The sequence below is a fragment of the Croceitalea vernalis genome (genome assembly GCF_031846405.1).
In the GTDB taxonomy this organism is placed as follows: domain Bacteria; phylum Bacteroidota; class Bacteroidia; order Flavobacteriales; family Flavobacteriaceae; genus Croceitalea; species Croceitalea vernalis.
The window spans coordinates 744,617-769,988 of record NZ_JAVRHU010000001.1 but is presented as its reverse complement, the minus strand read 5'-3'; the positions used below and the strand labels follow the sequence as shown (position 1 = coordinate 769,988).

General features: G+C 35.5%; 17 protein-coding genes. 8 read left to right on the top strand and 9 right to left on the bottom strand.

The window, feature by feature from the left end:
• Positions 1-97: 97 nt before the first annotated feature.
• The 3 genes from RM520_RS03435 to RM520_RS03425 all read right to left on the bottom strand — a co-directional run bounded on the left by RM520_RS03435 (position 98) and on the right by RM520_RS03425 (position 8,408).
• Complete coding sequence (locus RM520_RS03435; protein WP_311386989.1) at positions 98-3,220, bottom strand: VPS10 domain-containing protein; 3,123 nt, start codon at positions 3,218-3,220, stop codon at positions 98-100.
• 14 nt (positions 3,221-3,234) lie between these two features.
• On the bottom strand, positions 3,235-5,043 hold the full coding sequence (locus RM520_RS03430; RefSeq protein WP_311386988.1) for a MutS-related protein: 1,809 nt from the start codon (positions 5,041-5,043) through the stop codon (positions 3,235-3,237).
• Positions 5,044-5,276: 233 nt separating this feature from the next.
• Positions 5,277-8,408: a WD40/YVTN/BNR-like repeat-containing protein gene (locus RM520_RS03425; RefSeq protein WP_311386987.1), complete on the bottom strand. Its 3,132-nt coding sequence runs from the start codon at positions 8,406-8,408 to the stop codon at positions 5,277-5,279.
• Positions 8,409-8,578: 170 nt separating this feature from the next.
• On the opposite strand from RM520_RS03425, the gene RM520_RS03420 reads away from it, so the two are divergent.
• On the top strand, positions 8,579-9,712 hold the full coding sequence (locus RM520_RS03420; protein ID WP_311386986.1) for a DmpA family aminopeptidase: 1,134 nt from the start codon (positions 8,579-8,581) through the stop codon (positions 9,710-9,712).
• 4 nt (positions 9,713-9,716) lie between these two features.
• Positions 9,717-11,285, top strand: coding sequence for an arylsulfatase (locus RM520_RS03415; protein WP_311386985.1), 1,569 nt, complete (start codon positions 9,717-9,719; stop codon positions 11,283-11,285).
• Positions 11,286-11,712: 427 nt separating this feature from the next.
• Here RM520_RS03415 and RM520_RS03410 read toward each other — a convergent pair whose 3' ends face one another.
• Complete coding sequence (locus tag RM520_RS03410) at positions 11,713-11,898, bottom strand: hypothetical protein (protein ID WP_311386984.1); 186 nt, start codon at positions 11,896-11,898, stop codon at positions 11,713-11,715.
• 168 nt (positions 11,899-12,066) lie between these two features.
• Between RM520_RS03410 and RM520_RS03405 the strand changes: the two genes are divergently transcribed.
• The 6 genes from RM520_RS03405 to RM520_RS03380 all read left to right on the top strand — a co-directional run bounded on the left by RM520_RS03405 (position 12,067) and on the right by RM520_RS03380 (position 20,787).
• Positions 12,067-12,822, top strand: a complete 756-nt coding sequence (locus RM520_RS03405; protein WP_311386983.1) for an SOS response-associated peptidase — start codon at positions 12,067-12,069, stop codon at positions 12,820-12,822.
• 142 nt (positions 12,823-12,964) lie between these two features.
• Complete coding sequence (hsdR, locus tag RM520_RS03400; RefSeq protein WP_311386982.1) at positions 12,965-15,337, top strand: EcoAI/FtnUII family type I restriction enzme subunit R; 2,373 nt, start codon at positions 12,965-12,967, stop codon at positions 15,335-15,337.
• Positions 15,337-16,758, top strand: a complete 1,422-nt coding sequence (locus RM520_RS03395; RefSeq protein WP_311386981.1) for a class I SAM-dependent DNA methyltransferase — start codon at positions 15,337-15,339, stop codon at positions 16,756-16,758. The genes hsdR and RM520_RS03395 overlap by 1 nt, the downstream gene beginning before the upstream one ends.
• Positions 16,755-18,362: a restriction endonuclease subunit S gene (locus RM520_RS03390; RefSeq protein WP_311386980.1), complete on the top strand. Its 1,608-nt coding sequence runs from the start codon at positions 16,755-16,757 to the stop codon at positions 18,360-18,362. Before RM520_RS03395 ends, RM520_RS03390 begins: the two co-directional genes overlap by 4 nt.
• A complete protein-coding gene (locus tag RM520_RS03385; protein WP_311386979.1) occupies positions 18,359-19,954 on the top strand; it encodes an AAA family ATPase in 1,596 nt (531 codons plus the stop codon). Before RM520_RS03390 ends, RM520_RS03385 begins: the two co-directional genes overlap by 4 nt.
• A complete protein-coding gene (locus RM520_RS03380; protein ID WP_311386978.1) occupies positions 19,951-20,787 on the top strand; it encodes an HNH endonuclease family protein in 837 nt (278 codons plus the stop codon). The genes RM520_RS03385 and RM520_RS03380 overlap by 4 nt, the downstream gene beginning before the upstream one ends.
• 204 nt (positions 20,788-20,991) lie before the next feature.
• Here the strand turns inward: RM520_RS03380 and RM520_RS03375 are convergent, their stop codons facing one another.
• From RM520_RS03375 to RM520_RS03355, 5 genes are all read right to left on the bottom strand, one after another.
• The gene (locus tag RM520_RS03375) at positions 20,992-21,219 is read right to left on the bottom strand and encodes a hypothetical protein (RefSeq protein WP_311386977.1); all 228 of its coding nucleotides are present in this window, start codon (positions 21,217-21,219) and stop codon (positions 20,992-20,994) included.
• 11 nt (positions 21,220-21,230) lie between these two features.
• Positions 21,231-22,811 carry a hypothetical protein gene (locus RM520_RS03370; protein WP_311386976.1) on the bottom strand — a complete coding sequence of 527 codons (1,581 nt, stop codon included), beginning with the start codon at positions 22,809-22,811 and terminating at the stop codon, positions 21,231-21,233.
• 18 nt (positions 22,812-22,829) lie between these two features.
• Positions 22,830-23,225 (bottom strand): hypothetical protein, encoded by a 396-nt coding sequence (locus RM520_RS03365; protein WP_311386975.1) that lies wholly within the window; start codon positions 23,223-23,225, stop codon positions 22,830-22,832.
• A 71-nt stretch (positions 23,226-23,296) separates the two neighbouring features.
• A complete protein-coding gene (locus RM520_RS03360) occupies positions 23,297-23,530 on the bottom strand; it encodes a hypothetical protein (RefSeq protein WP_311386974.1) in 234 nt (77 codons plus the stop codon).
• 65 nt (positions 23,531-23,595) lie between these two features.
• Entirely contained in the window at positions 23,596-25,335 is a 1,740-nt protein-coding gene (locus RM520_RS03355) for an amidohydrolase family protein (RefSeq protein WP_311386973.1), read from the bottom strand.
• Between the last annotated feature and the right edge of the window lie 37 nt (positions 25,336-25,372).

The following is a 25,372-nucleotide window of genomic DNA, read 5'->3' as shown; positions in this document are numbered from 1 at the left end:
TGAAAACATGAACCGAGCAGTTCTCAAATTTTTACATAATTTATCGACTTAGCTTGCCCGGACAGCATAATAAGACTAGCTGCTAAAACTTAGTTCCCTACAACCTAATAGCCCCAATACCTGCATCCCAAAGTTTTTTATTAAAATCAGGAATAGATGTTTTCATCAAGGTATTCCCTCTTGCTTTTAAGCCTGACCATTGGGCATCCAACTCCTTTTTTCGGTCCTTAGAGGGTTGATTCACCCTTGGAATAGTGCTATTAGTTGCATCAATTAAGAACAGATATTCCGCAGTGAATTTATTTGGAAAATTCTCTACATCGTCATAGGCTTGTGATTTACGTTGAATCATATCTTTATCCCATGCGTCTAGTTCTTCCAATAGCTTCTTTCCTTCTGCTTTAACCGACTCATCTTTAACATCTTTCAAAGCAGTTTTAATTTGCTCTTGTACTTTATACAATGAATTAACGGTATTATGCATTTCGGTCAACCGCAGTTCCATATCGGTCATAAAGGCGTGGTACTCTGAGTACTGTTCTGTAGTCGTTCTATACGTTGGCATGGCGACAATTTTACCTTCAATAGTTTTTGCCTCATTCCCCGCTGTTAGTCGCACCGTATAAGTTCCTGGTGGCACTACGTGACCACTAAAACGCGATTCAATATAAGCTCCTGGAATACCTGGTAAAATTGGTGTTTTCATATCCCACACAAATCGGTTTAATCCTTCTTTCTTAGATAAAGTTGGTGCTCTTCTTGGTCCTCCTCCATTATGTGGAACATAATCTTTGTCTCTTTCAGAAGAAAAACTTCTAACTAGCTTGCCAGTTGCATCCATAATGTCCATGCTAAGAGCAACAGAATCATTCAATTTTGGTAATTCATAGTATAGCACCATTCCGCTGGCCGGGTTCACACCTGATAAGGTACTCATACCATCGAAATTATCAATATTACCATTCATTGGACTATACCATGCACCATTCATGGCAACGTTAGGTTGGTATAATTTCATCCCCTTATTGTCAGGAGTATATTGCGACAACAAGTTTAAATCATCCAGTATCCAAAACGCTCTACCAGATGTTGCCACTATTAAATCTCCCTCATGAATTTTAATATCCGTTATCGGTGTTTTAGGCAGGTTTAATTGAAACTGTTTCCAGCTCTTTCCTCCATTCCATGAAAGATATAAACCTTTTTCAGTACCTGCGTACAAAACGTCTTTTTTACTTGGGTCTTCACGAACTACTCGAGTAAACGCACCATATGGAATACCTGAATTTATACTGGTCCACGTTTTACCATAGTCCGTACTCTTATATATTGCTGGAGTATGATTATTAAACTTATACTTTGTAGTAGCAATATAAACGGTTGCTTGATCGTGTGGAGAAACTTCAATAGCATTAACTAAAGACTCACCTAAATTCTTAGGTGTGATATTTTGCCAGCTCTCTCCATTGTCTTTGGTAATATGAACATAACCATCATCACTCCCGGTATAAAAAACGCCCGCTTCATGTGGTGATTCTAAAACATAAGCCAAGGTACCGTAATTCTCTGCTCCAACGGCCTCATTAGTATACGGGCCACCCCCATTACCTTGCTTGGCATCTATGTCACGCGTTAAATCTGGTGACATTTCTTCCCAAGTAACGCCCATATCACGAGTTCTTAATAAGAGCTGCGCTCCGTGATAAAAGGTATTTTTTTCATGCTGCGAACGTAAAGTCGGAGCATTCCAATTATAGAGGTATTTCATGTTTCGTGCTTCGCGACCCAAATATTGAATGGGTGCGGGCATCACACTCGTAGTTGCCTTTGATTCCATATCTAAGACATTGATAGTACCTAAATAACTTCCACCCATTACATATCTAGGATTGTCTGGGTCAAAAGCCAGAAAAGCACTTTCACCACCAGCTGATGGGCTAAAATCGGACATGGTTATTCCACCCCTACCAACAGACATATTAGCGACCATTGCAGAAGAATAGTCCTGTTGACCAGCATAAATATTATAAGGAAAAAGGTTATCGGTGTTAATGCGGTAGAACTGACCAGTAGGCATATTCACCTGCGAGGACCAGGTTTTTCCAAAGTCGAAAGTTACTGCTGCACCTCCATCATTGGCGATGACCATATTCAAAGAATTTTTAGGGTTGATCCATAAATCATGATAATCACCATGTGTTCCTGAAATACGTTCCCAGTTTTTTCCACCATCTAACGAACGAAGTGCTGGTGCGCTCAATACATAAACAATGTCTTCATCTTGAGGGTCTGTAAACACCTCTATATAATACCACGCCCGCTGGGTCAACCGATTATCACCACTGACCATGCTCCATGATTTACCGGCATTATTGGAAACAAAAAGTCCTCCTTTATCTTGATTTGAATCACTTTCTATTAAAGCATATACTTTATTTGAATTTGCTGGACTCACAGAAATTGCCATTTTACCTTTTTCTTCAGGAAGCCCTTCGGTCATTTCAGTCCAAGTTTCACCAGCATCGGTTGATTTGTATAAACCACTACCGGCACCACCACTAACAACCATATTTGGCTTTCGTTGGTGTTCCCACATGGCTGCATACATAATTTCAGGATAGTTCGCATCCATAGAAAGTTCAACAGCTCCAGTTAATTCATTTACAAAAAGGGTATTCTTCCAAGTCTTTCCTCCGTCGGTAGATTTATAAACTCCACGCTCTTTATTTGGACCATATAATTGTCCTTGAGCAGCAACATATACAATATCAGGATTGGTAGGGTGAATGAGAACACGAGAAATATGCTGTGTTGCTGTCAATCCCACATGCTTCCATGTCTTACCCGCATCTGTAGATTTATATACTCCATCTCCATAGGATGTCATCACCCCTCGAGGAGCATGTTCTCCCATACCTACATAAACGATATTAGTGTTATACGTAGACACCGCAACAGCGCCTACAGAACCCATTTCAAAATAACCATCTGAAATATTCTTCCAGCGTTGTCCTGCGTCTTGCGTTTTCCATAATCCACCGCCCGTTGTACCCATATAATAAGTCATCGCATCACCAACAACTCCAGAGGCCGAAACAGAACGCCCACCTCTAAAAGGACCTATATTTCTAAACTTTAAAGGTTTAAAATAATCTTCAGCAGTTTGCGCGAAAACTGTGGTAAATGATAAGATTAAAAGGAATTGTAAAGTTTTTTTCATTTTGGTTGATTTTGTTAATTATGGTCTAATGAAGCATCATCTACAATGCCCATTTTCGCCAATAAAAAGCTAGCATTCATATTTTGACATACACCCTCTTTAAAAGCATAATCAAAATATAATTCGTCATTTTTAATTTGAGCATCAAAGTAGTAATTTTTTACCTCTTTTAAGCTATCAGCAACAGCACATAAACTTAAATCATGAGTAGCGATTATACCCGATGCTTTTAGTCGTACTAATCTTTCAATAAACTTCTTTGAACCTTCTGCTTTATCTGTGCTATTGGTTCCTTTTAAAATCTCATCTAAAATTATGAAATGAGGTTCTTCTTCAATTTTGTCAATAATAAATTTTAGGCGCTTTAACTCACTAAAAAAATAGCTTTCATCATCAGTCAAACTATCGGTAGTTCGCATGCTTGTTATTAATTTAATAGGGGTATACTTTGCTTCGGTCGCCGCAACCGGTAATCCTACATTAGCCATCACTATTTGAAGACCTACGGTACGCAAAAAAGTGCTTTTCCCTGCCATATTAGCTCCAGTAACCACGAAAAATTGATCATTTGCAATGCAGTAATCATTTGCAATGGCCATTTCAGGATCTAACAATGGATGCACCGCACCCTTACAATCAATAGTGTTTTGATCTTGATTTATGAAAGGATAAACATACCTAGGATGGTTAAAAGCGAAATTACCTAAGCTACAATAGGCATCAAAAAATGCAATAGCGTCAAACCAATTGGACACCTTTTTGCCATGATTTGAAATCCAATCTTCAATAGATTTACAGATATATAAATCACGCAAGAAAAAACCGTTAGCGACTAAACTGATAAGAATATTATTTCGTTGATCAAGGGCATCTAATAACTTTGCGAATTTCTTTAGCAAAGTGGAACTTGAACCCTTTGCCCCAATGACTTTAGCTCTTTCTTGACCTAAGGCCTTTGCGTCAAAATCTTGAGTCTCCAATAAAGCTATAAGTTTAGCATATTGTCGAAAAGTACTTTGGATTTGTGCAGTATGTATGGCGAGTTTATTGATGCTTTTTAGGTACTTACCTGTTATCGCTAAGCCTAACAAAAAAACTGCAAAGACTAGGTAGCCCGAGATAAAATTTAAGAAATAGAGCGCCCAAACTAAAATAGACAGCGCTGAAAATAGTATGCTTATTAATTGGGTTTTTTTTGGTACAAAGGAGCTATACTGATGAAGCCAATTGACAACACTTGTTACACTAACCTCAGTTTTGACCAATGTAGCTACGGCTCCAAACTCTTGTCGCCATTCTGGTAAAGCAGCCAATTCTTTAATTCCTTGCTGTTTTTCGTCGACATTTTGAATATGGTTAGAAAGTAGTCCATGAACTAAACGATCTGTTCCACTTTTTAAAGCCGTTCTATTACTGTATTGAAAAAAAGAACCACGACCAAACAAATCAATATCTTGGCTAAAATCATGAGTTCCTTGTGTATATTCTTTTCCATCTGGTAAATCATGAAAATCACGGTTTAAGACTTTAAGTTCGGTCTCGTTCGTTTTAATTAAAGCCTTTAAAAAATCACGCTCATATTTTAGCGTGTTATAACGCATCAGAAGCGCAATAAAAAATACGGTAGCTATAACAAGAACTCCTAAAATAATTTGGGTGTTGCCCCACACAAAATAAACAGCAGCTAATACTGCTAAAAACAGCACCAAACGAATTAGGCTTAAAGTATTAAGCGTTGTTTTTACCGTTTGAAGTTGCTTTTGAAATTTAGTTAGTTGCGATTGGTAAAAAGATGTTGGGTCTTGCATGGAATCTGACTGCATTAGGGTCGAACAAACTTAAAAAAGAAAATGGGTTTTAACAGTAATCTGTATGAAAACCCATATGAAATATATTTAAACTTTGAGCAGCTATTTAGCGACCCCTCCGCCTATCGGCACCTCCCCTTGTTAGGGGAGGACCAAGGAACCAATCTTAATATCATTAACTAATGTCAAACTGGTTCCTCTTGTAGTCCCCTCCTTAAAAAAGGAGGGGTGGCAAAAGCCGGGATAGTTTAATCTTCCAAACTCAAATATTGCAAATTCAGCGCGTTGAATTCTGCATTAAATTCTTTCATTTCTTTATCCGCCATAGCATCAAAAGCCGCTAATTGCGCATTTATTTTAGTAGTCATTTCGTTCTTTACAGCAACATCTTGGTCAGTAGGAGGAAAATCACCAATACTTACAAGTCTGTTCAGGTGCGCTAGCTTATTGGTCAGGCGAATTGGGAAGTTCAACGGATCTTGTCCACTTCTATTCTTAGTTTGGTACAATGCCTTTTCAATTTCACTAAAACCTTCTTTCATTGTTTTGGCTTTTTCTACCAAAGATTTCGTCGCTTCATTGCCTTTATACTGTTTCATAAAAGCATCTAACTTTTTATTGATACCTCTAATCTTTTTAATAGACTCATGTGCTTTATTTACGGTCTCATTCACACTAGTTATAAAGTCAAATTGCTTTTGCATATCAGCAACTGAAACCTCAGCCCTCGGGTCTGGTAAAATCTTAAATGTTTGACTTTGGGTAGCCCCATTTTTATTCAAGTGTACTTTATAACTACCAGGTACTGCTTTCGCTCCATTAAAACCCGCTGCCCAAAATATCATTCCTGGTAACTTATCAGCACCTGTTCCTCTAGTATTCCAAATATGGGTATTGCCTCCTTTTTCTATTTTTAATTTATCCTTCTTTTCTTTGGAAAAAGTGCTAAAGTTGGCCAAGGTATCACCTGCCATGGAAGTATACGTCAAGCTTACACTATCTTTCTTAGTTACATCTTTCATATAAAAATGAGTTACCACACCATTCGGATGGTTTTGTCCGGCTGTTAAACTTGGCTTGCTTGCAGCTCTACCTCTAGTTCTATAACTATCTTTTGGTGCAAACAATTTCATAGCTACTCCAGCATCCTCTGTTTTGGTTTGGTGTAGTACCGAAAGGTCATCAATAATCCAAAGGCTACGCCCTTGTGTAGCAACAATTAAATTATCGTCTTTAATGGCTAAATCTGTAATCGGAACAATCGGCAGATTCAATTGAAACTTTTCCCAATTAGCTCCATCATTAAAAGAAATATACATTCCTGTTTCGGTACCCGCATACAACAAGCCCTTTTGTTTTGGGTCTTCACGAACAACACGTGTAAAATGCTCACTTTCTATACCGTTCGTTATTTTTACCCACGTTTTACCGTAATCAGTAGTTTTATACAGGTAAGGAGCAAAATCACCTAGCTTATATTTTGTAGCTGCCACGTAGCAAGTACCTTCATCAAAAGCAGAGGGTTCAATACTATTAAACATATTCCATTCCGGCATATTGGTCGGGGTTACATTCTCCCAATTAGCACCACCATCTTTGGTAACATGTATTAATCCGTCATCAGTACCAACCCAAAGTAAACCTTCTTTTAATGGGCTTTCATTCGCCGCAAATATGGTACAGTAATATTCTACACCCGTATTATCTTGGGTAATTGGTCCACCACTACTTACTAGTTTATCTGGGTCATTTCTTGTTAAATCACCACTCTTTAATTCCCAGCTTTGCCCCTCATTGGTAGACATATGTACGTTCTGTGAAAAGGTGTATAATTTTTTAGGGTCGTGCTTGCTGAATAGTATAGGAAAGTTCCACTGAAAACGATACTTCATACCTTCAGCACCATAACCCATTGGGTTGTCTGGCCACACATTAATACCTCTAACGGTACCCGCTTCATGATTCACTCTTGTTAAAAATCCACCATAACTACCACCATAAACAATGTCGTTATTATTAGGATCTACTGCTAAATGAGCAGACTCACCCCCAGCAGTTGGCTCCCAATCATCTTCGGTAATATAGCTTCCATCAGAACGGTGATTTACGCGTAGCGTAGAATTATCTTGCTGGGCCACATAAATACGATACGGGAAAGCATTATCTGTAGTCACCCGATAATACTGAGCCGTTGGTTGATTGTAATACGTACTCCAGGTTTCACCACCATCGTACGAAACTTGTGCGCCACCATCATCACCTATAATCATTCGTTGGCTATTCTCTGGAGCTATCCATAAATCATGATGATCCCCATGTGGGGCATTGAACGTGTTAAATGTTTTACCCCCATCCGTAGATTTATGATAACGTACATTCAAAACATATACGACATCTTCATCTTCCGTATCGGCATACACACGAGTATAGTACCAAGCACGTTGACGTAATTTACGCTCACTATTTACTTGTGCCCAAGTTTTTCCGCCATCTTCAGAACGGTACAAACCACCCTTTTCTTTATTTTCTACAATAGCCCAAACGCGTTCGCTATTTTTAGGAGAAACGGTCACTCCAATAATTCCTAGAGTATCTTTTGGAAAACCTTCATTTTTTGAAATCTCTGTCCAAGTCTCACCACTATCAGTACTCTTCCAAAGTCCGGAACCATCGCCACCACTACTTAAAGAATAAGGTGTACGCTGCGCTCTCCATGACGATGCATATAAAATACGTGGGTTATTTGGGTCAAAAGTTAGATCAACAAAACCAGATTGGTCGTTTACAAACAGTTTTTTATCCCATGTTTTACCCCCGTCCGTACTTTTATAAATACCACGATCTTGGGTTGGCTTATAAATATTTCCTAATACTGCGGCATACACTGTATTATGGTCGGTTGGATGTATTCTAATTCTTGGAACATGACGGCTGTTTTTTAGTCCTGCAGATGCCCAAGTTTTACCACCATCTTCGGTTTTCCATATTCCGTAACCACTAGAAACGTTTCCGCGAAGGGTTTTTTCACCACCCCCCACATAAATTACGTTAGGGTCACTTTGGGCTACTTCAACAGCACCAATACTACCGCCAAAATACCCGTCTGAAATATTAGCCCAAGTACGACCCCCATCTAGTGTTTTCCATACGCCACCACCGGCAGCACCAAAATAAAATAAATTAGGTTCACCAGGCACTCCAGTAACCGCCGCCGAACGGCCACCACGGTGCGGGCCTATAGATCTATATTCTAAACTAGAATACAGTTCTGCCGGTACTTTAGGTGTTGTACTAGATTTTCTACGTTGTGAATTTGTTGAAATGGTTGTAAAACAAAGAGCTAGCAAGAGCAGGCTAGCTTTAGAAAGCAAAGTTTTCATATTGTGTTCTTTTGGTTGGTAAAGTACAAAGCCTACTGTAATATCAAACAAAGTCGAGCTATTAGGCTATGCGCAAACACCTTTTTGAATTAGTCTCATTAAATGTAAGGAAAAAACCCATAATTAATATTGTTTGTACTTTTAAAAAGTCACCTTAAAGCAACTTCAAAATGTGTAAGTCCTACGTCCTTATTTTCATCGCTAATTGTTCGCTCTTTTTATCTTTTGCCCAAGACCAAAAACGAGCACGCGATTACGGCATCGAAATTGGAGTGTTGCAACCAGGAGCCCTCAATGCCATCACAGATGTATCCGGAGTGCAAGTGGGGCATACTACCCTTATTGAAGGGGAACATATCAGAACTGGAGTCACCGCGATTTTAGCTCATGATGGGAATATTTTTCAAGAAAAAGTTCCTGCCGCAATTTATATTGGAAACGGATTTGGAAAACTAGCAGGCTATTCACAAGTAAAAGAATTAGGGAATATAGAAACTCCTATTGTTCTAACCAATACCTTAAACGTAGCTACCGCTATTGATGCCTTGGTTGGCTATAGTTTAGCCTTGCCGGGCAATGAAAATGTACGCTCCGTAAATGCGGTGGTGGGCGAAACTAATGATGGGTATTTGAATGATATTCGAGGGCGCCATGTAGATGAAAAAGCAGTCTTAGATGCCATTTTAAATGCAAATAACGGCGAAGTAAAAGAAGGTAATGTAGGTGCCGGTACGGGCACTATTTGTTTTGGGTATAAAGGAGGTATTGGCACTGCCTCAAGAGTACTATCCAAAAAAGCAGGTGGCTATACTTTGGGAGTTTTGGTACAGAGTAATTTTGGGGGCGTGTTGGAGATAAACGGAGCTCAAGTGGGGAAACAATTAGGGCGATATTCAGATAGTTTTAAATACGAAGCTGATGGTTCTTGTATGATGGTCGTCATGACGGATGCCCCATTAGATAGCCGGAATTTAGAACGCTTAGCTAAACGGGCAATGTTGGGCTTGGCAAAAACTGGGGGTATTGCCAGTAATGGTAGTGGAGATTATGTGATTGCGGTTTCTACGGCAGAAAGTTGTCGCATTCCATATCGTGCTGAGGGCAACACAAAGACCCATACTACCCTACGAAACGAAGCCATGACACCCCTCTTTTTAGCAACTATTGAAGCTACCGAAGAGGCCATATTAAACTCCCTTTTTACAGCAGAAACCATGACAGGCCGCAATGGTCAAACTATTGAAGCTTTACCTAAAAAACAGGTGCTTCAAATGCTTAAAAAAGAAATTGAAAATCCTGAATAGTTCGATGAATATTAAACATAGCTTACTTCCTACTCTTTTATTTCTCTTGACTTTAATGCTGGGTTGTGCTCCAAAAGAAAAAGAGATTACGCAACAAAATCCGAAACCAAATATCATTTACATTCTTGCTGATGACCTGGGCTATGGAGAACTTGGGGCTTATGGTCAAGAAAAAATTGAAACACCACATATAGATGCCCTTGCCAAAAACGGCATGCTTTTCACGCAACATTATAGCAGTGCTCCCGTTTGCGCACCAGCACGTTATATGCTATTAACAGGCAAACACTCCGGCCATGCCTACATACGAGGTAATGATGAATGGAACGAACGAGGTGATGTTTGGGACTACCGCGCCATGGCACATGATTCTACCTTAGAAGGTCAACGACCCATACCCGCTAACACTATCCTTTTTCCCAAACTACTACAAGAAAAAGGCTATCGCACAGGAATGATTGGCAAATGGGGATTAGGAGCACCACATACCGATGCTATTCCTACTAAAATGGGATTCGATTTCTTCTATGGCTACAACTGTCAACGCCAAGCCCACACCTATTATCCGCTGCATTTATATCACAATGAAAATCGAGTGCATTTACAAAATGATACCATCGCACCACGCACAAAGCTTAGAGAAGGAGCAGACCCTAATAACCCAGATAGTTATTCCAATTTTACGCTAAAGGAATACCCGCCAGATATGATGTTTGACCAAATGCTAGGGTTTATTTCTAAAGAAAAGAAAGCACCATTTTTCTTTTATTGGGCAACACCCATACCCCACAACCCTATTCAAGCACCTGAACGCTGGGTTGACTATTACAAGAAAAAGTTTGGAGCAGAAGAACCCTACTTGGGTGACAAAGGCTATTTTCCACATCAAAATCCAAGAGCGGGTTATGCCGCTATGATATCCTATTTAGATGAGAATATAGGCAAACTGGTGGCGCATTTAAAACAAGTAGGACTATATGAGAATACCTTAATTTTATTCAGCTCTGATAACGGGGTAACCTATTCTGGTGGTACCGATGGCGCATACTTTAATAGTTCCGGACCCTTTGGTGAGGCCTATGGAAAAGGCAAGGGTTTTGTGTATGAAGGTGGTATCCGTGTACCGATGCTCGCTAGTTGGCCAAACCAGATTGCAGCTGGTTCACATACGAATCATATTTCTGCCCAGTACGACGTCTTTGCAACACTAGACGATTTATTGAAATTTGAAGAAGAAACACCAACCGATGGCATTAGTTTTTTACCCACTCTTTTGAATACTTCAGAACAAAAAGTACATGATTTTCTGTATTGGGAGTTTCCAGAATATGGCGGACAAGTAGCCTTAAGAATTGGGGATTGGAAAGTGATTCGGCAACATTTAAAAGATGATAAAGCACCCACTTTAGAACTCTACAACCTTAGTACGGACCCTGCTGAAACCAAAAATGTTGCGGATAAGCACCCTGAAGTGATTGCTCAAGCTGCAGAAATATTTAAAAAGGAGCATGAAAATGCAACTACAGAACGGTTTAGAATTCCTGCTATTGAAAATGGTTTGTTATCGAATTAATACTCATTTAGTTTTCGAAGATTTTCCAGAAATAATGGTGCTACCAGCGGAAGTGCGTTTCGCATGGCGAAAAAGAGCATGAAGCGATAGTAGCATCCATGGTTTTGGCAGGGCCAAAAAATTCCTTAAAATCTTCTTGACTTTTTAATCCGTTTTGTGTCAAGACAAAATGGACAAAATAACCATCCGCCGAGTTCTTTGTTTACTTTTTTCATCAATTGAAAAAAGTAAAACCATTGAAAAAGGATTCTATATTCATTTCTTTTGTTCGTGCAAAAGAAACGAAACAAAGAAAAACACGCCTTCTCCAGAGGCATTTTTACTGCGTAAAACCACTCGCAAAACTTCGCGCTTTAAAAAGCTGAATTCCGAAGCTTTTGCTCCCTATGCTGCGGAGAAGTAATCAACAATTAAATAGAATACCATTTCAACGGCCTATTTTCAATAACGTAGCAAATTCCAAAGTTGATAGAAAGGCAATTAAAAAGATTCCATACAATTCGAGAAAATCATCGTAGATAACGATTTTGACCGAAGATTTTCCAGAAATAATGGTGCTACCAGCGGAAGTGCGTTTCGCATCGCGAAAAAGAGCATGAAGCGATAGTGGCATCCATGGTTTTGGCAAGGCCAAAAATTTCATTAAAATCTTCTTGACTTTTTAATCCGTTTTGTGTCAAGACAAAATGGACAAAATAACTATCAGCCGAGGTTTTTTGTTTACTTTTTTCATCAATGAAAAAAAGTAATGACTCAAAACAATATTTCGTAAATTACTTTCATGTGCTACAGTACCCGTCAAACCCGAAAAAAAGAAGCCCTACAAAAACGCTTACAGCTACAATCGGTGTTAAAAAATGAAGACTCCGATTTAGAACTGATCTACTACCACGCCAATGGTTGGAGCCATCCTATTATGTGGATCATACCCCAAGAACACCCCAACCATTTGGTACCCGCTATGTGGGGACTGCTACCAGCACGAGAAAAGCAGGCCGAGTACAAGGAATATTTTAAAAACCCAAAAACTTTTGGGGGACTCAATGCCAAATCAGAAAAGCTTTTTGACCATTTTATTTATAGGTATTCATGGGAGCAGCGGCGTTGTGTGATCCCTATTGATGGTTTTTTTGAACCCCATAACACTAAAGTGAAGGTAAAGGGTAAAGACTACAAAGTGCCCTTTTATATGCATAGAACGGATGGCGACCCACTGTACTTAGCAGGCATTTATACCTATACGGCAGATAAACGTTGGACGTTTACGGTGTTGACTAAGGCTGCTACGCCAAAATTTGCGGAGGTCCATAACGACAAAAAACGCCGTCCGGTTCTCATTGCAGAAGATGATATTGATGCCTGGTTGCATGATGGTAATACAGCGGATGATGTACAACATGTGTTGGAAGACGATTTATGGGAAGGCGAATTAAGCATGCACCCAGTGACCAAAGACTTGTATAGCAGAACGGTGGATAGCAACTACATGGGCATTATTGAAAAAGTGGACTACCCAGAGGTGACAATTGCGTATTAATTAGTGTAGGTTTTTCTTACAGTTTTGGGCTAAAACCATAATAAACTTAGCCTTAAACCCCAAATTACGGCTTTCTGTTTTTTGTTAAGAGGGGATTAGCTATTTTAGGTCAACCATTAACTCCCCCACTAAATATCATTAATTGAATAAAAAAGACCTAACCGAAAGAGATATTTGCACAAAGTTCATAAATCCTGCTATTCAAAAAGCAGGATGGAATATGCAAACCCAAGTCCGTGAAGAAGTGTCATTTACAGATGGTAGAATAATTGTTCAAGGAAAACTATACGCAAGAGGAAAAAGAAAAAGGGCAGATTATATCCTTTATATACAACCAAATGTACCTATTGCAATAATTGAAGCAAAGGACAATAAAAAATCTGTTGGTTCTGGAATGCAACAAGGTTTGGAATATGCAGAAATGTTGCAAATACCTTTTGTATTTACTTCAAATGGAGATTCCTTTGTCTTTCATGACAGAACTAAAACAGAAGGAGAAATTGAAAAAGAAATAGACTTAGATGAATTTCCATCACCTGATGAATTATGGAATAAATACCTAAATAAAGAAGAATTAACTTCAGATACTGCAAAGCAAATTGTTGAGCAAGATTACTTTTCTGATGAAAGTGAGATGACTCCTAGATACTATCAGCAAAACGCAATTAATAGAACTATTGAGGCTATTGCAAAAGGTCAAAGCCGTATTATTTTGGTAATGGCAACAGGAACAGGTAAAACCTATACAGCTTTTAATATTATTTGGAGATTATATAAAGCCAAAGTCAAAAAACGCATCCTGTTTTTAGCCGATAGAACAGCATTATTAGAACAAACCAAAAACGGAGACTTCTCCCCTTTTGGTAATGATATTATGCACATTATCAAAAACAGAAAAATTGATAAATCATATCAAATATATTTCGCATTATATCAAGGATTAACAAGCAATGACGAATCTAAAAATGCTTACAAAGAATTTAGTAAAGACTTTTTCGACTTAGTCGTAATTGATGAGTGCCACAGAGGAAGTGCTTCTGAAGCTTCTGCTTGGAGAGATGTTCTAGATTATTTCTCATCTTCTACGCAAATTGGTTTAACTGCAACACCTAAAGAAACCAAAGATGTTTCTAATATGGAATATTTTGGAGAGCCTGTTTATACTTATTCATTAAAACAAGGAATTGCAGATGGATTTCTTGCTCCTTACAAAGTTGTTAGAATCTCTACAACTATTGATGAGGGTTGGCGTCCTACAAAAGGAATGCTAGACAAATACGGTAATGAAATTCAAGATAGAATTTATAACCTGAAAGATTACGACAGAAATTTAGCAATAGACGAACGAACTAAATTAGTAGCAAGAAAAATAACTGAATACCTAAAAGCTACAGATCGTTTTGCTAAAACCATTGTCTTTTGTGTAGATATTGACCATGCTAATAGAATGCGACAAGCATTAATAAATGAAAATGCTGACTTGGTTACTAAGCATCCAAATTATGTAGTGAAAATTACAGGAGATGACGAAGTTGGTAAAATGGAATTAGGAAACTTTACTGATGTTGAAGAACAAATACCAACTATAGCAACCACCTCAAAAATGCTAACTACTGGTATTGATACAAAAATGGTAAAACTGATTGTTTTAGACACCAATATTGGTTCTATGACAGAGTTCAAGCAAATCATTGGTAGAGGAACACGAATAAGAGAAGCAGACGGAAAAGTGTTTTTTACCATTATGGATTTTAGAAAAGCAACTAACTTATTTGCTGACCCAGATTTTGATGGTGACCCAGTTCAAATTTATGAACCTATTACAGAAGAGGATGATGTTGTACCTCCAGTTAATGAAGATGTTGAAATATTGGACGGGGAAGATCCAATCCCTGAAGAAGATTTTATTGATCCTGATATTTTAATAGATGAAACAGATGATGAACCTAAGAAATACTACATCAAAGATATTCCAGTAAGTGTCGCAAACGAAAGAGTTCAATATTATGGTGCTGATGGAAAACTGATAACCGAATCTTTAAAAGACTATACTCGAAAGAACTTATTAAAAGAATACGCTTCTTTAGACAAATTCATTTTAAAATGGAATAGTTCTACTAAAAAAGAAGAATTATACGGAGAATTGGCAGAGAACGGAATTTTGGTAGATGCCCTAAAAGATGAAATAGGAAAAGACCTAGATGTATTTGATTTAATCTGTCATATTGCTTTTGACCAACCACCTTTAACGAGAAAAGAAAGAGCAAATAATGTAAGAAAGCGTAATTACTTTGCTAAATATGGAGAAACGGCTCAAAAAGTAATTGAAGGCTTGTTAATCAAATACGAAAATGAAGGTGTTTCTGCTATTGAAGATAAAAGTGTGATTAAAATACAACCATTAAATCAAATAGGTTTACCTATGGAAATTTTAAGAGCATTTGGAAAACCTAAAGATTTTGAAATAGCAGTAAAAGAATTAGAAAACGAATTATACAAAAACAATATAGCTTAATGAGCAACATAACATCAATAATAAAGTCAATTAGAGACATCATGCGAAAGGATGCTGGTGTAGATGGAGATGCTCAAAGAATTTCACAAATGGTTTGGATGCTGTTTATGAAAATTTTTGCAGATAAGGAAGAAGAATGGGAATATACTTTAGATAATTATGAAAGTCCTATTGCAGAAAAATTTAAGTGGGATGCTTGGGCTGCTGATGATGAAGGTTTAACAGGTGACGAATTAATGGAGTTTATCAATTCAGAATTATTTCCTGCATTAAAAGATATTGATACGTCTAAAACTGAGCAAGCAAAAATTATCAAGGCTGTTTTTGAAGATACTTATAACTACATGAAAAACGGAACACTATTCCGCCAAGTAATTAATGAAATTGATAAAATTGACTTTAACAGTAGTGAAGATAGACATACATTTAATGATATTTACGAAACAATTTTAAAAGAACTACAATCTGCTGGTTCCTCTGGTGAATATTATACTCCAAGAGCTGTAACCCAGTTCATAGTAGATATGGTTGACCCACAATTAGGTGAAAGTGTATTAGACCCTGCATGTGGTACTGGTGGCTTTTTAACCTGTTCCATAGACCATGTTAGAAAGCAAATAGACAATCCAAAAGCGACTCAAACATTACAAGAATCTATAAGAGGTGTAGAGAAAAAACCTTTACCTCATTTATTGTGTACAACTAACTTGATGTTACATAGTTTTGACCAACCTGCGGTTACTAGAGGTAATATGCTAACCAAATCTTATAGCGATTATGGTATAAAAGACCAAGTAAATGTAGTATTGTCTAATCCACCTTTTGGAGGAACAGAAGAGGACGGAACAGAAAAGAATTTTCCTAAAAAGTTTCAAACTAAAGAAACAGCCGACTTGTTTTTATCCCTAATCATTAAAGTATTAAAGAAAAACGGACGTGCAGGAGTTGTATTACCTGATGGTACTTTGTTTGGTGAAGGTGTAAAAACTAGAATTAAAGAAGAACTATTAACCAAATGTAATTTGCATACCATTGTCCGGTTACCAAATGGTGTTTTTAATCCATATACTGGTATTAAAACCAATTTATTGTTTTTTGAAAAAGGAACACCTACCAAAGAAACTTGGTATTACGAAATGCCTTACCCTGAAGGAATAAAGAATTTTAGTAGATCTAGACCTGTGGATATTAAACATTTTGATGATATTAAGAAATGGTGGAAAGATCGCAAAGAAAATGAGTATGCTTGGAAAGTATCTTTAAAAGAAATTAAAGAAAGAAGCTTTAATCTTGATATTAAAAACCCTCATGTTTCAGAAGCTGAAAAAGTATTTACTACAGAAGAACTTTTAGTAAAAATTGATACCTCATTTGATAAAAGTGCAAAGCTATTAGCTGAAATTAAAAAAGCTCTTTTATGAAAGATTGGAAAAAAGTAAAGTTAGGAACACTTTTAACTGAATCTAAAGTTCTTTCAGAAAAGCCAAGTACGGATAAACGTCTTAGAGTCAAATTAAATGTACTTGGTGTAGAAAAACGACCTGTTACTAAAGATAAAAAAGGAGCAACCAAATACTATACACGAAAAGCAGGGCAATTTGTTTATGGAAAACAAAATTTACACAAAGGTGCTTTTGGTATTGTGCCTGATGAATTAGATGGTTTTGAATCTAGTTTAGATATTCCAGCATTTGATATAGATAAATCTTGTTATCCTGAATGGATTTTTTATTTCTTTAAAAAGGGTGATTTTTATTTAAAACTTGAGACTTTAGCCAAAGGAGTGGGCTCTAAACGAATTCACCCAAAGCAAATTTTTGAATTAGACATCTTTCTTCCTTCTAAAGAAGAACAAAGAAAAGTATTAGATGAGATTGAAAAAACGGAAGCTAGCAATCAAGAATTAGTATTGGAAATAGAATCTCAAGAAGAATATCTAACCAAACTCCGCCAATCAATTTTACAAGATGCTGTACAAGGTAAATTAACAAAAGAATGGCGAGTACAAAACCCAACTGTAGAACCTGCCAGTGAGTTGCTCAAAAAAATAAAAGCAGAAAAAGAGCAGCTTGTAAAAGAAAAGAAAATTAAAAAGGAAAAACCTTTGCCTAAAATTACCAAAGATGAAATTCCTTTTGGTATTCCTGAGAGTTGGGAATGGTGTAGAATGGGAAGCACAGGAAATGCAATGACTTCACCATTTGTTGATGGTCCTTTTGGCTCAAGTATAAATACAAAAAGAGATTACATAGAATCAGGAGTCCCTGTATTAAGAATGATGAATGTGAAACCTTATCGGTTTAAGGATGATTCAATGAAATATATTAGCGAAGAAAAGTATCAATCATTCTTGAGGCACAATGTAATTGCAGGTGATATTTTATTTTCTAAAGTAGGTGCAGGAATTGGAGAAGCTTGTATAGTTCCAGACACTTTTACTTATGGAATGCTATCTACTACAGGTATTTCCAGATTTAGAGTTGGTGAAATTATAGTAAATGAATATTTATGTCATTTTATTAACGGTCATATTGCCTTGTTTAAAAGCCTTGCTAAGAGTAGTGCTCAGCCATTTTTAAATATGACACAAATCAAATCTGTATTAATTCCATTACCACCTTTAAAAGAACAAAAAGCAATAGTACAGAAAGTAAATCAAATATTAGCTAATTGTGATGCATTAGAACAAGAAATAAAAGCCAGTAAAACTAATGCAGAAAAATTAATGCAATCGGTTTTGAGTGAATTATTAGGAGAAGAAAACAATGTGTTAGTAAATAAACCAACTACCAATAAGGAATTAAAAAAGCCTTCAAGAGAAATAAAATACAATAGTAAAACCTTACTTATGGATTTAGTAAAATTATTAAAAGAAAATGGTAAACTGCATGCTGAAGACCTCTGGAAAATGTCCAAATTCCCTAATGATATTGATGCGTTTTATGCAGAATTAAAAAAGCAGATAGAGGAAGAAAATGCCATTAAAGAAGTTGCAAACGAAAAAGGGTATTTAGAACTAGCATGAGAATAGACAAAATCTACATAGAAGAGTTTAAAAACCTCAGAGATTTCTCAATAGACCTTAATGAGGAATTTATGAGCACTGTATTTCTTGGTCAAAATGCAGCAGGTAAATCCAATTTGTTAGAAGCTCTAGTAATAATTTTCAGAAATTTAGATTTAGAAGATCCAACTGATTTTAATTATGTTCTAGAATATCAATGTAAGGAGAATTTACTAAAAGTTAAAGGAGGTCCAGATGTAAGAGGAAAATTCCAATTTTACAAAGGTGTTAAAATTAAAAACACAATTGCTTATGGTACTAAAGCTTTGTCAAAAAAAGGGATAAGAGAAAATAAAAGGGATTATTTGCCAAGATATGTTTTTTCATATTACTCAGGCGTCAGTAATAGACTTTTAGAACACTTTGACAAACATCAAACAAGATTTTATAAAGCTCTACTTGATAATGATGATCAACCCTCAAGACCCCTTTTTTATGCTCGATTAATACATAGTCATTTTGTTCTAATGGCATTTTATGCATTTCCTGAGAAAAAAATCAATGACTTCTTAAAAGAATATTTAAATATTATAGATTTTGAATCTGTACTTTTTGTTTTAAAAAAACCTATTTGGAAAAGAAATAATAATCCTCTTGATTTTTGGGGTGCTGATGGAGTTGTCAGAAAATTTCTTAATGAATTATGGGAAGCTTCATTAGCCCCTATTTCTCATAAAGAAAAGGTTAGAGAAGACTTTAATAAACACCCTGAACAAGACCATCTATATCTTTATATTTCAAATAGGAAAAAGTTACAAGAAATCGCCACTAAATATTTAACTAATACTGAGTTTTTCAAAAGTTTAGAGAGTACTTATATATCAGATTTAATACAGGAAGTAAGAGTAAAAGTAAAAAAGGAAAACGTTAAAGGAGATATTACATTTAAAGAACTTTCGGAAGGCGAACAACAATTGTTGACTGTATTAGGGTTGTTACGCTTTACAAAAGAAGATGAATCCCTAATACTTTTAGACGAACCAGATACTCATTTAAATCCTTTATGGAAATGGAAGTACATGAATCTACTTGAGAAATACTCTGGAAAGGACGAATCAAGTCAAATTTTAATGACAACACACGATCCATTAGTAATTGGAGGTTTAACCAAGGAGCAAATAAGAATATTTCAAGCTGTTAAAAAAACAGACAAAGAAGAAAAAGAATATCAGCATATAGAAGCATTTGAGCCCGATTTTGACCCTAAAGGTTTAGGTGTAGCAGGTATTTTAACGAGCGAGTTTTTTAATTTACCAAGTACTTTGGATGAAGAGACTCAAAATGAATTGAATGAATATCGTTCATTAGAAGTAAAAGAAAAACGTGGTAATTTATCTGAAAAAGAAAAAACGTTATTAACCAAATACACTAAGTACTTTGAGGAATTAGGTTTTAATAAATATACTCGTGACCCTTTATACGCAAAATTTATTGAAAGAACAGCTAATTTATCTGAGTTCAAATCGATGCCACAAACAAAAGAAGAGCAACAAAAACAAGATAATTTAACTGTTTCCATTTTGGAAGATTTATTAAAAGAAGATTCACAATGAGAACGATAGATATAAGTAACCTTGAAAATTTATTGCCAGAAGCCTGGCAGGAAAATGCTGAAACATTAAGAGATTCCTTGATTGGTAAAACTTTTGAACAAAGGAGAGCTATTTTTAAAGCAAGTCCTATTTGGCAGGATTTATTATTGGTATTAAAAGAATTGTCTAATAATAAATGTTGGTATTCTGAAGCCCAAGAGGTTATGTCTGATATGGATGTTGACCATTTTCGTCCAAAAAATGAGGCTAAAAACATTGATGAGAATGGTAAGTCAATTAAACGAGATGGTTATTGGTGGTTAGCTTATGATTGGAGAAACTATAGACTGAGTTCTATTTATTCTAATCGATTAAGAAAAGACAAACATACAGATGAAGAGATATCTTTTGGTAAAGGTTCGTTTTTCCCATTAAGAGAAGGTTGCAATCCTGCAACATGTATTGATGAATTAGATGATGAAGTTATCTACCTTTTAGACCCAATTAATCCAAACGATCCTGATCTGCTTTTCTTTTCTGATGATGGAAAAGCTATTCCCTCAGTTGAAGAAGAAGACGAACCCTGGAACTATTCTAGAGCGAAAGTTTCTATAGATGTTTATCATTTGAATCATACTCCATTGAAAGATGCTCGTTTAGTTGTTTGGAATCTATGTGAAAGGAAAATAAATCAAATCAAAAAGATTAATAGCAAAGTAATTAGAACCGCTGGAGATAATGCTAGAATTGAAATACTAAAACAAGACTTAAGAGAAATGATTTCAAAAGAGGCTGAGTTTTCGGCAGTGGCAATCGCTTGTGTTCAAAAAAATAAAATTAGAATGGTTGCTTAGTCTTTCGCAAAAACTAGCAGTCAAACAATTCAATACATTAGTAGAAAGCTATATAATAGTGGTCAAAAATCCATGAGATATGATATAGTTGTTTAATGAAAGAAAAAACAAGTTTAAAAGAACGAGAAACAACAGCGGAGCGGATTAGAAGTAAAGTTTCGAATTTTGTAGAGACATTTATTAGTGGAATTTCAGGATAAACTACTAGTTGCTATCTGATTCACTAATCTTTTTGATTCCAGTTCGATACATAAACTTATTTATTCGAGCACCTAAGTGCGATAAAGAGCCTAATTCAAATTTTCTTGCATCATGCCCTTTTAATATATGGTCATCAGCCAAAATTTGAGCTTCGACATCATTAGTGAAAGGTCCATACTCTTGAGGTTTGTTTGTGTGCGAATTATGATAACAGTGAACGTACCAAGGCATAATTTATCTTTTTAAAGGTTAAATGGAAAGGCGGTTTGAATTCCAATTATATTTCTGTTTAAAAGCGAATTTGTACTATTGGAAGTATTAAAAATATCTTTCCATCTATAAAATATTTCTAGATTAATTTTTGTTGTCTCCTCATCTTTTTTCTTAAAAGGGATTAGAACCCCGAATTGCATTGTAGAATTAGGTTTTGCGTTATCTTGAAATATTAGCTTAGGATTAAGGTGAATAGCTATAGAATTTTCGTTGTTTTTTAGAAATGTATAGTAATCCACAAAAGCCTCAACTCTAGCCAAATCAGTCAAATAATCACCTTGAAATGCATTCTGACTTTTATTTACAATTCGATTATTTTCTTCATCAATGAATTGCGTATCAATTACCTGAACTTCCTCTAGTAGGGCTTGATTATCATCATAATTGAATTCTACCCCAATGGTAAGATATTTTAGTGTAGACGCATTAAAACTAGTTATTTTCTTATTGTTATTAACATTAACATTTTTCATGTTAGTTATGAAGTTGTATGCAAGCGAAAAACCTAGTTGCGTGTAATTGGTTTTTTTTAGTTGTTGTTCCACATCAATTGTATCAATAAATCTAGAGAAATTTTTATTTTTTGCATTGAGTCCTAAGGAGAAAAAGTTTAGTCTAACATAATCTGCTTTTAAAGCATTTTTCTTCTTTTTAATTTCTTTGAGCTTTTTTACCCTAACATCAACAAGTTTGGATCTTTCATCAGCAAATATCGAAGTTAAATTAACTTCAGTTCTTTTCATTAAATCTTCTCGATAAACCCTAATTGTATCAATCAAAGATTTGGCATACTTATTTAATTTTTCCTGTTCTTTTATTGTGAGATTCTCATACCCCTTCAGAATTCCATCTATTTCATTTACTTTCTTGTTCAATTTTGGAAATCTTTTAGAATTAATTTTTTCCTTTTTATCAGGTTTGATTTCTTTTCTGGTTTTTCCAACCATTTCAATTTTGAAACCTCTAATAATTTCTAAAATAGACTTTTGCAACTCTGGAAAACCATCCAACTTACCGGAAGAATTTAATTCATCATAAGTTTTAAATAATTCAATCAACTTGTCATTGAAGTCCATATTTATTGTTGCATTTGATTTGGTGTCAACAAATTTTAATTCAAACCTTTTCAGGATTTCAATTAACCCATCATAATAATCATCCAGAACCTTTTGCCGTTCAAAGTCCAACTGTTTTAAAGGTATTTCATTGACTCCTGCATATGGCTCAACTTCTTTATTAAAAAGAAACCGATATTCAACTCCTAAACTCACATTAGAATTTAATTTACCCTCATCAAATAAAGAACTAATACCTTGTGTGGCACCTGCTTCAATATCGATATTCCATATATCATTTGATTTGTTTAGAAAAAAAAGAGAAGTCTTTAAAGTGTTATCCGTGGTAGACAAGGAAGCGAAGTTCCCAAAACCTGTAAATGAATTACCCGTAGATAAATAAGTAAATGTTCTGGAAAGTTGTTCCTCATTATATTGACCGTATACCGCTTGAAAGCAAATTGTCATTAATACCACAATTTTTATTTTCTTCATAAATAAGAGTTAATTGTTCTAAGTTTTATTGAACTTCAAAATTTGAGAGAGTTGATTTAAAATGCGATAAGCGTTTAATCCTGCAACAAAAGATATCACTACCAATGCTTCTAACTCTATACTTTCCGTAGTCTGTTCAAAAGCTGCTAAATAGCCTTGTTTCACTGCTAAAACAAAAATTACGGCTGCGACACCGCCCCATGTTTGTTTTAAAAAATACCCAAAGCCTTCATAATAAGAGGGAAGAACTACCTTGCTTGGTTGGGCAACTAGTTTATTTATTTCTCTAGCAAAACCTATAGACATCTGACAGGTACCCCCTAACAGCCCCATAAAAAACGCTATGGAGTAAGTTTTAAAGCCTCCGATAAAAATATCTGACCACCATTGATGATAGTATATAACCACTGGCATGAAAATTCCTATGAAGAAACCAAGTATCAACACAAACGGCACTTGTAGATAATATTTACGCGATTGAAACTTCATTTTTTTTTTGAGCTAATTACTTCTATTTTCAGTTTTTCGTCAGATAATTTTTTTACTTCATAGAGTTTAGGTCTAGTCCGAGTATCTTTCTCTTTCTCAGCATCTTCAAATTCGTCTTTGATTGGCATTAACCTAATAGTTTCTAGCACATATTCTTTTAAATCATAATCCTGCAGAAGCTTGTCTATATCAGCAACAAAATCTTCTAAATTTTTATCCACGTTTTTCATATTCCCAAATGTAGAATGCATCAAGAATTCAAACCATACCCATTATTAGGTATTTTATATCTACTCTAAATAAAATGGTTAGGGTTATCAAATGCTAATTTTTGCCATTTATCTTCAGACAATTGGTTCTGCATATCTATCCAGTATGCCTTTTCTGTTTTCTGATTGCTTACTACATAAAAGTCAGTGCCAAACAATACTCTCTCCTGTATTTTAGGATGGTTCATTACTTCTGAAAGTAAGTTTAAGTATTGGGTATTATGAGCAGTGTAACTTATGTCTGTATACACGTTTTCAAATTCAATTATCATAGAAGATATAATACTAAACCAATCGGAATAGTGCCAATGCGCGTAAAGGTTTCCAACTTGTGTCAGCTCTGACTTTAATCGCAACCCTTCTAATGGTCGATTTACAATTTCATTTGCCACTCGTTGTCGGTCTTTATCTAAAAAGCGGTCCCAATTTTCAGCACCACCATAATGTGCTAGGTTAATTTTTAGTTTACTAAGGTCTTGCTCTAAGGTTCCCTTTTTATAACCAAAAAGTGAATTTAAAGTATCATCATTATACTCGTCTAATAATTGTTTTAAAAAATGAGGCATTAATAGACAGCAATAATTTAGTGGATGAGTAAAATTTGCTTGAAAATCTTTGTTCTTAACTTGCATAAGTCGCAATTTTTCGAATACCTGATTATTATTAGCCGCTTTGCCTGAAATAACTTCTTCAAAAACTGGATGTCTGTCCCAAACTTTCTTTTTCTTTCCCCGATAAAAAATAGGACCTACAGAACAATGTGTAGTTATTGGTATTTCATTTTGTGCACAAAAAAGCCATAATGGAAGTAAATTTTTATCAAAAGGATAATACCCAAGTGCTGGATAAATTTTGATACCACAAGCCCCTTGATCTAAATATGTTTTTAACTGGCAATCTTTAAGTTGAACTGAACCATCTTTAGTTTTGGAGAAAGTGAAAAATGGCTCATTTGGTAACTGATTTTCAATCCTCCTTGGATCTACATGTACAAATGGAAAAAAAGAATTTTGATTTTTTTGCTTAAGCAGCATTACACCTTTCATTTGCTCTAAAAAAGGTTCTCTAACCCTGCCGGCAGACATAAATTCCATATCCATTGGAAGTATCACAAATCTACTATTGGATGGATATTGTTGTTTTAATTGCCGAAAATTAATTGACATTCCGCTCTCTCCTTCTTTCTTGTCAGAATACTTAATAATATTTAGATACCTGAGTAGGAACTTTAAGCGTTCCTTGCCGACAAATTTTTGTATACTAGTCTTCAATAATTTACTTAGTCCAATTCGTAAATGACCAAAAACAAAGACAAACGCAAGAAGTACAAAGAATTGATTCCAACCCGTCTCTATGTTAGGAAGATAAGGCTTAATATAGACCTCTATTATTGGATAAATCCATTTTCCAAATTTGCTTTCATTTAAAAGTGGATTCAACCATAACACTAAATAATAGCTAAAAACTAATGTAGAAATCAACTTAAAAACAACATAAAATATATTATATAAAGAGTTACGAATAATAAACATTCGCCATTTATAAAGACTCCAACGCTTATTCCGAGCTTCATAAGAAAACGAATTTCGTTTTCGATTAGTAAAAAGTTTAATAATCTTAATTCCTAAATCTGTTCCGAGTAATAAATATAATGGCCAGATTACAAATTTCTTTGCGAGATATTTTGGCACATGATCTTTAGTAAATATGTGTGTGTGTATGTTAAAAATGTAAAAATCTTTCTCCTGCTGTCTATCGCTTTGCATAGTTTATCTTTTTTATTTGCGGGGGAAATCTTATATA

Excerpts from the sequence above, each read along its gene's own strand:
- RM520_RS03420 (WP_311386986.1), top strand. The coding sequence starts at position 8,579 with ATGTGTAAGTCCTACGTCCTTATTTTCATCGCTAATTGTTCGCTCTTT.
- RM520_RS03390 (WP_311386980.1), top strand. The coding sequence starts at position 16,755 with ATGAAAGATTGGAAAAAAGTAAAGTTAGGAACACTTTTAACTGAATCT.
- RM520_RS03395 (WP_311386981.1), top strand. The coding sequence starts at position 15,337 with ATGAGCAACATAACATCAATAATAAAGTCAATTAGAGACATCATGCGA.
- RM520_RS03360 (WP_311386974.1), bottom strand. The coding sequence starts at position 23,530 with ATGAAAAACGTGGATAAAAATTTAGAAGATTTTGTTGCTGATATAGAC.
- RM520_RS03385 (WP_311386979.1), top strand. The coding sequence starts at position 18,359 with ATGAGAATAGACAAAATCTACATAGAAGAGTTTAAAAACCTCAGAGAT.
- RM520_RS03365 (WP_311386975.1), bottom strand. The coding sequence starts at position 23,225 with ATGCCAGTGGTTATATACTATCATCAATGGTGGTCAGATATTTTTATC.
- RM520_RS03380 (WP_311386978.1), top strand. The coding sequence starts at position 19,951 with ATGAGAACGATAGATATAAGTAACCTTGAAAATTTATTGCCAGAAGCC.
- RM520_RS03415 (WP_311386985.1), top strand. The coding sequence starts at position 9,717 with ATGAATATTAAACATAGCTTACTTCCTACTCTTTTATTTCTCTTGACT.
- RM520_RS03370 (WP_311386976.1), bottom strand. The coding sequence starts at position 22,811 with ATGAAGAAAATAAAAATTGTGGTATTAATGACAATTTGCTTTCAAGCG.
- RM520_RS03410 (WP_311386984.1), bottom strand. The coding sequence starts at position 11,898 with ATGCCACTATCGCTTCATGCTCTTTTTCGCGATGCGAAACGCACTTCC.
- RM520_RS03405 (WP_311386983.1), top strand. The coding sequence starts at position 12,067 with ATGTGCTACAGTACCCGTCAAACCCGAAAAAAAGAAGCCCTACAAAAA.
- RM520_RS03375 (WP_311386977.1), bottom strand. The coding sequence starts at position 21,219 with ATGCCTTGGTACGTTCACTGTTATCATAATTCGCACACAAACAAACCT.
- RM520_RS03435 (WP_311386989.1), bottom strand. The coding sequence starts at position 3,220 with ATGAAAAAAACTTTACAATTCCTTTTAATCTTATCATTTACCACAGTT.
- RM520_RS03355 (WP_311386973.1), bottom strand. The coding sequence starts at position 25,335 with ATGCAAAGCGATAGACAGCAGGAGAAAGATTTTTACATTTTTAACATA.
- RM520_RS03425 (WP_311386987.1), bottom strand. The coding sequence starts at position 8,408 with ATGAAAACTTTGCTTTCTAAAGCTAGCCTGCTCTTGCTAGCTCTTTGT.
- RM520_RS03430 (WP_311386988.1), bottom strand. The coding sequence starts at position 5,043 with ATGCAGTCAGATTCCATGCAAGACCCAACATCTTTTTACCAATCGCAA.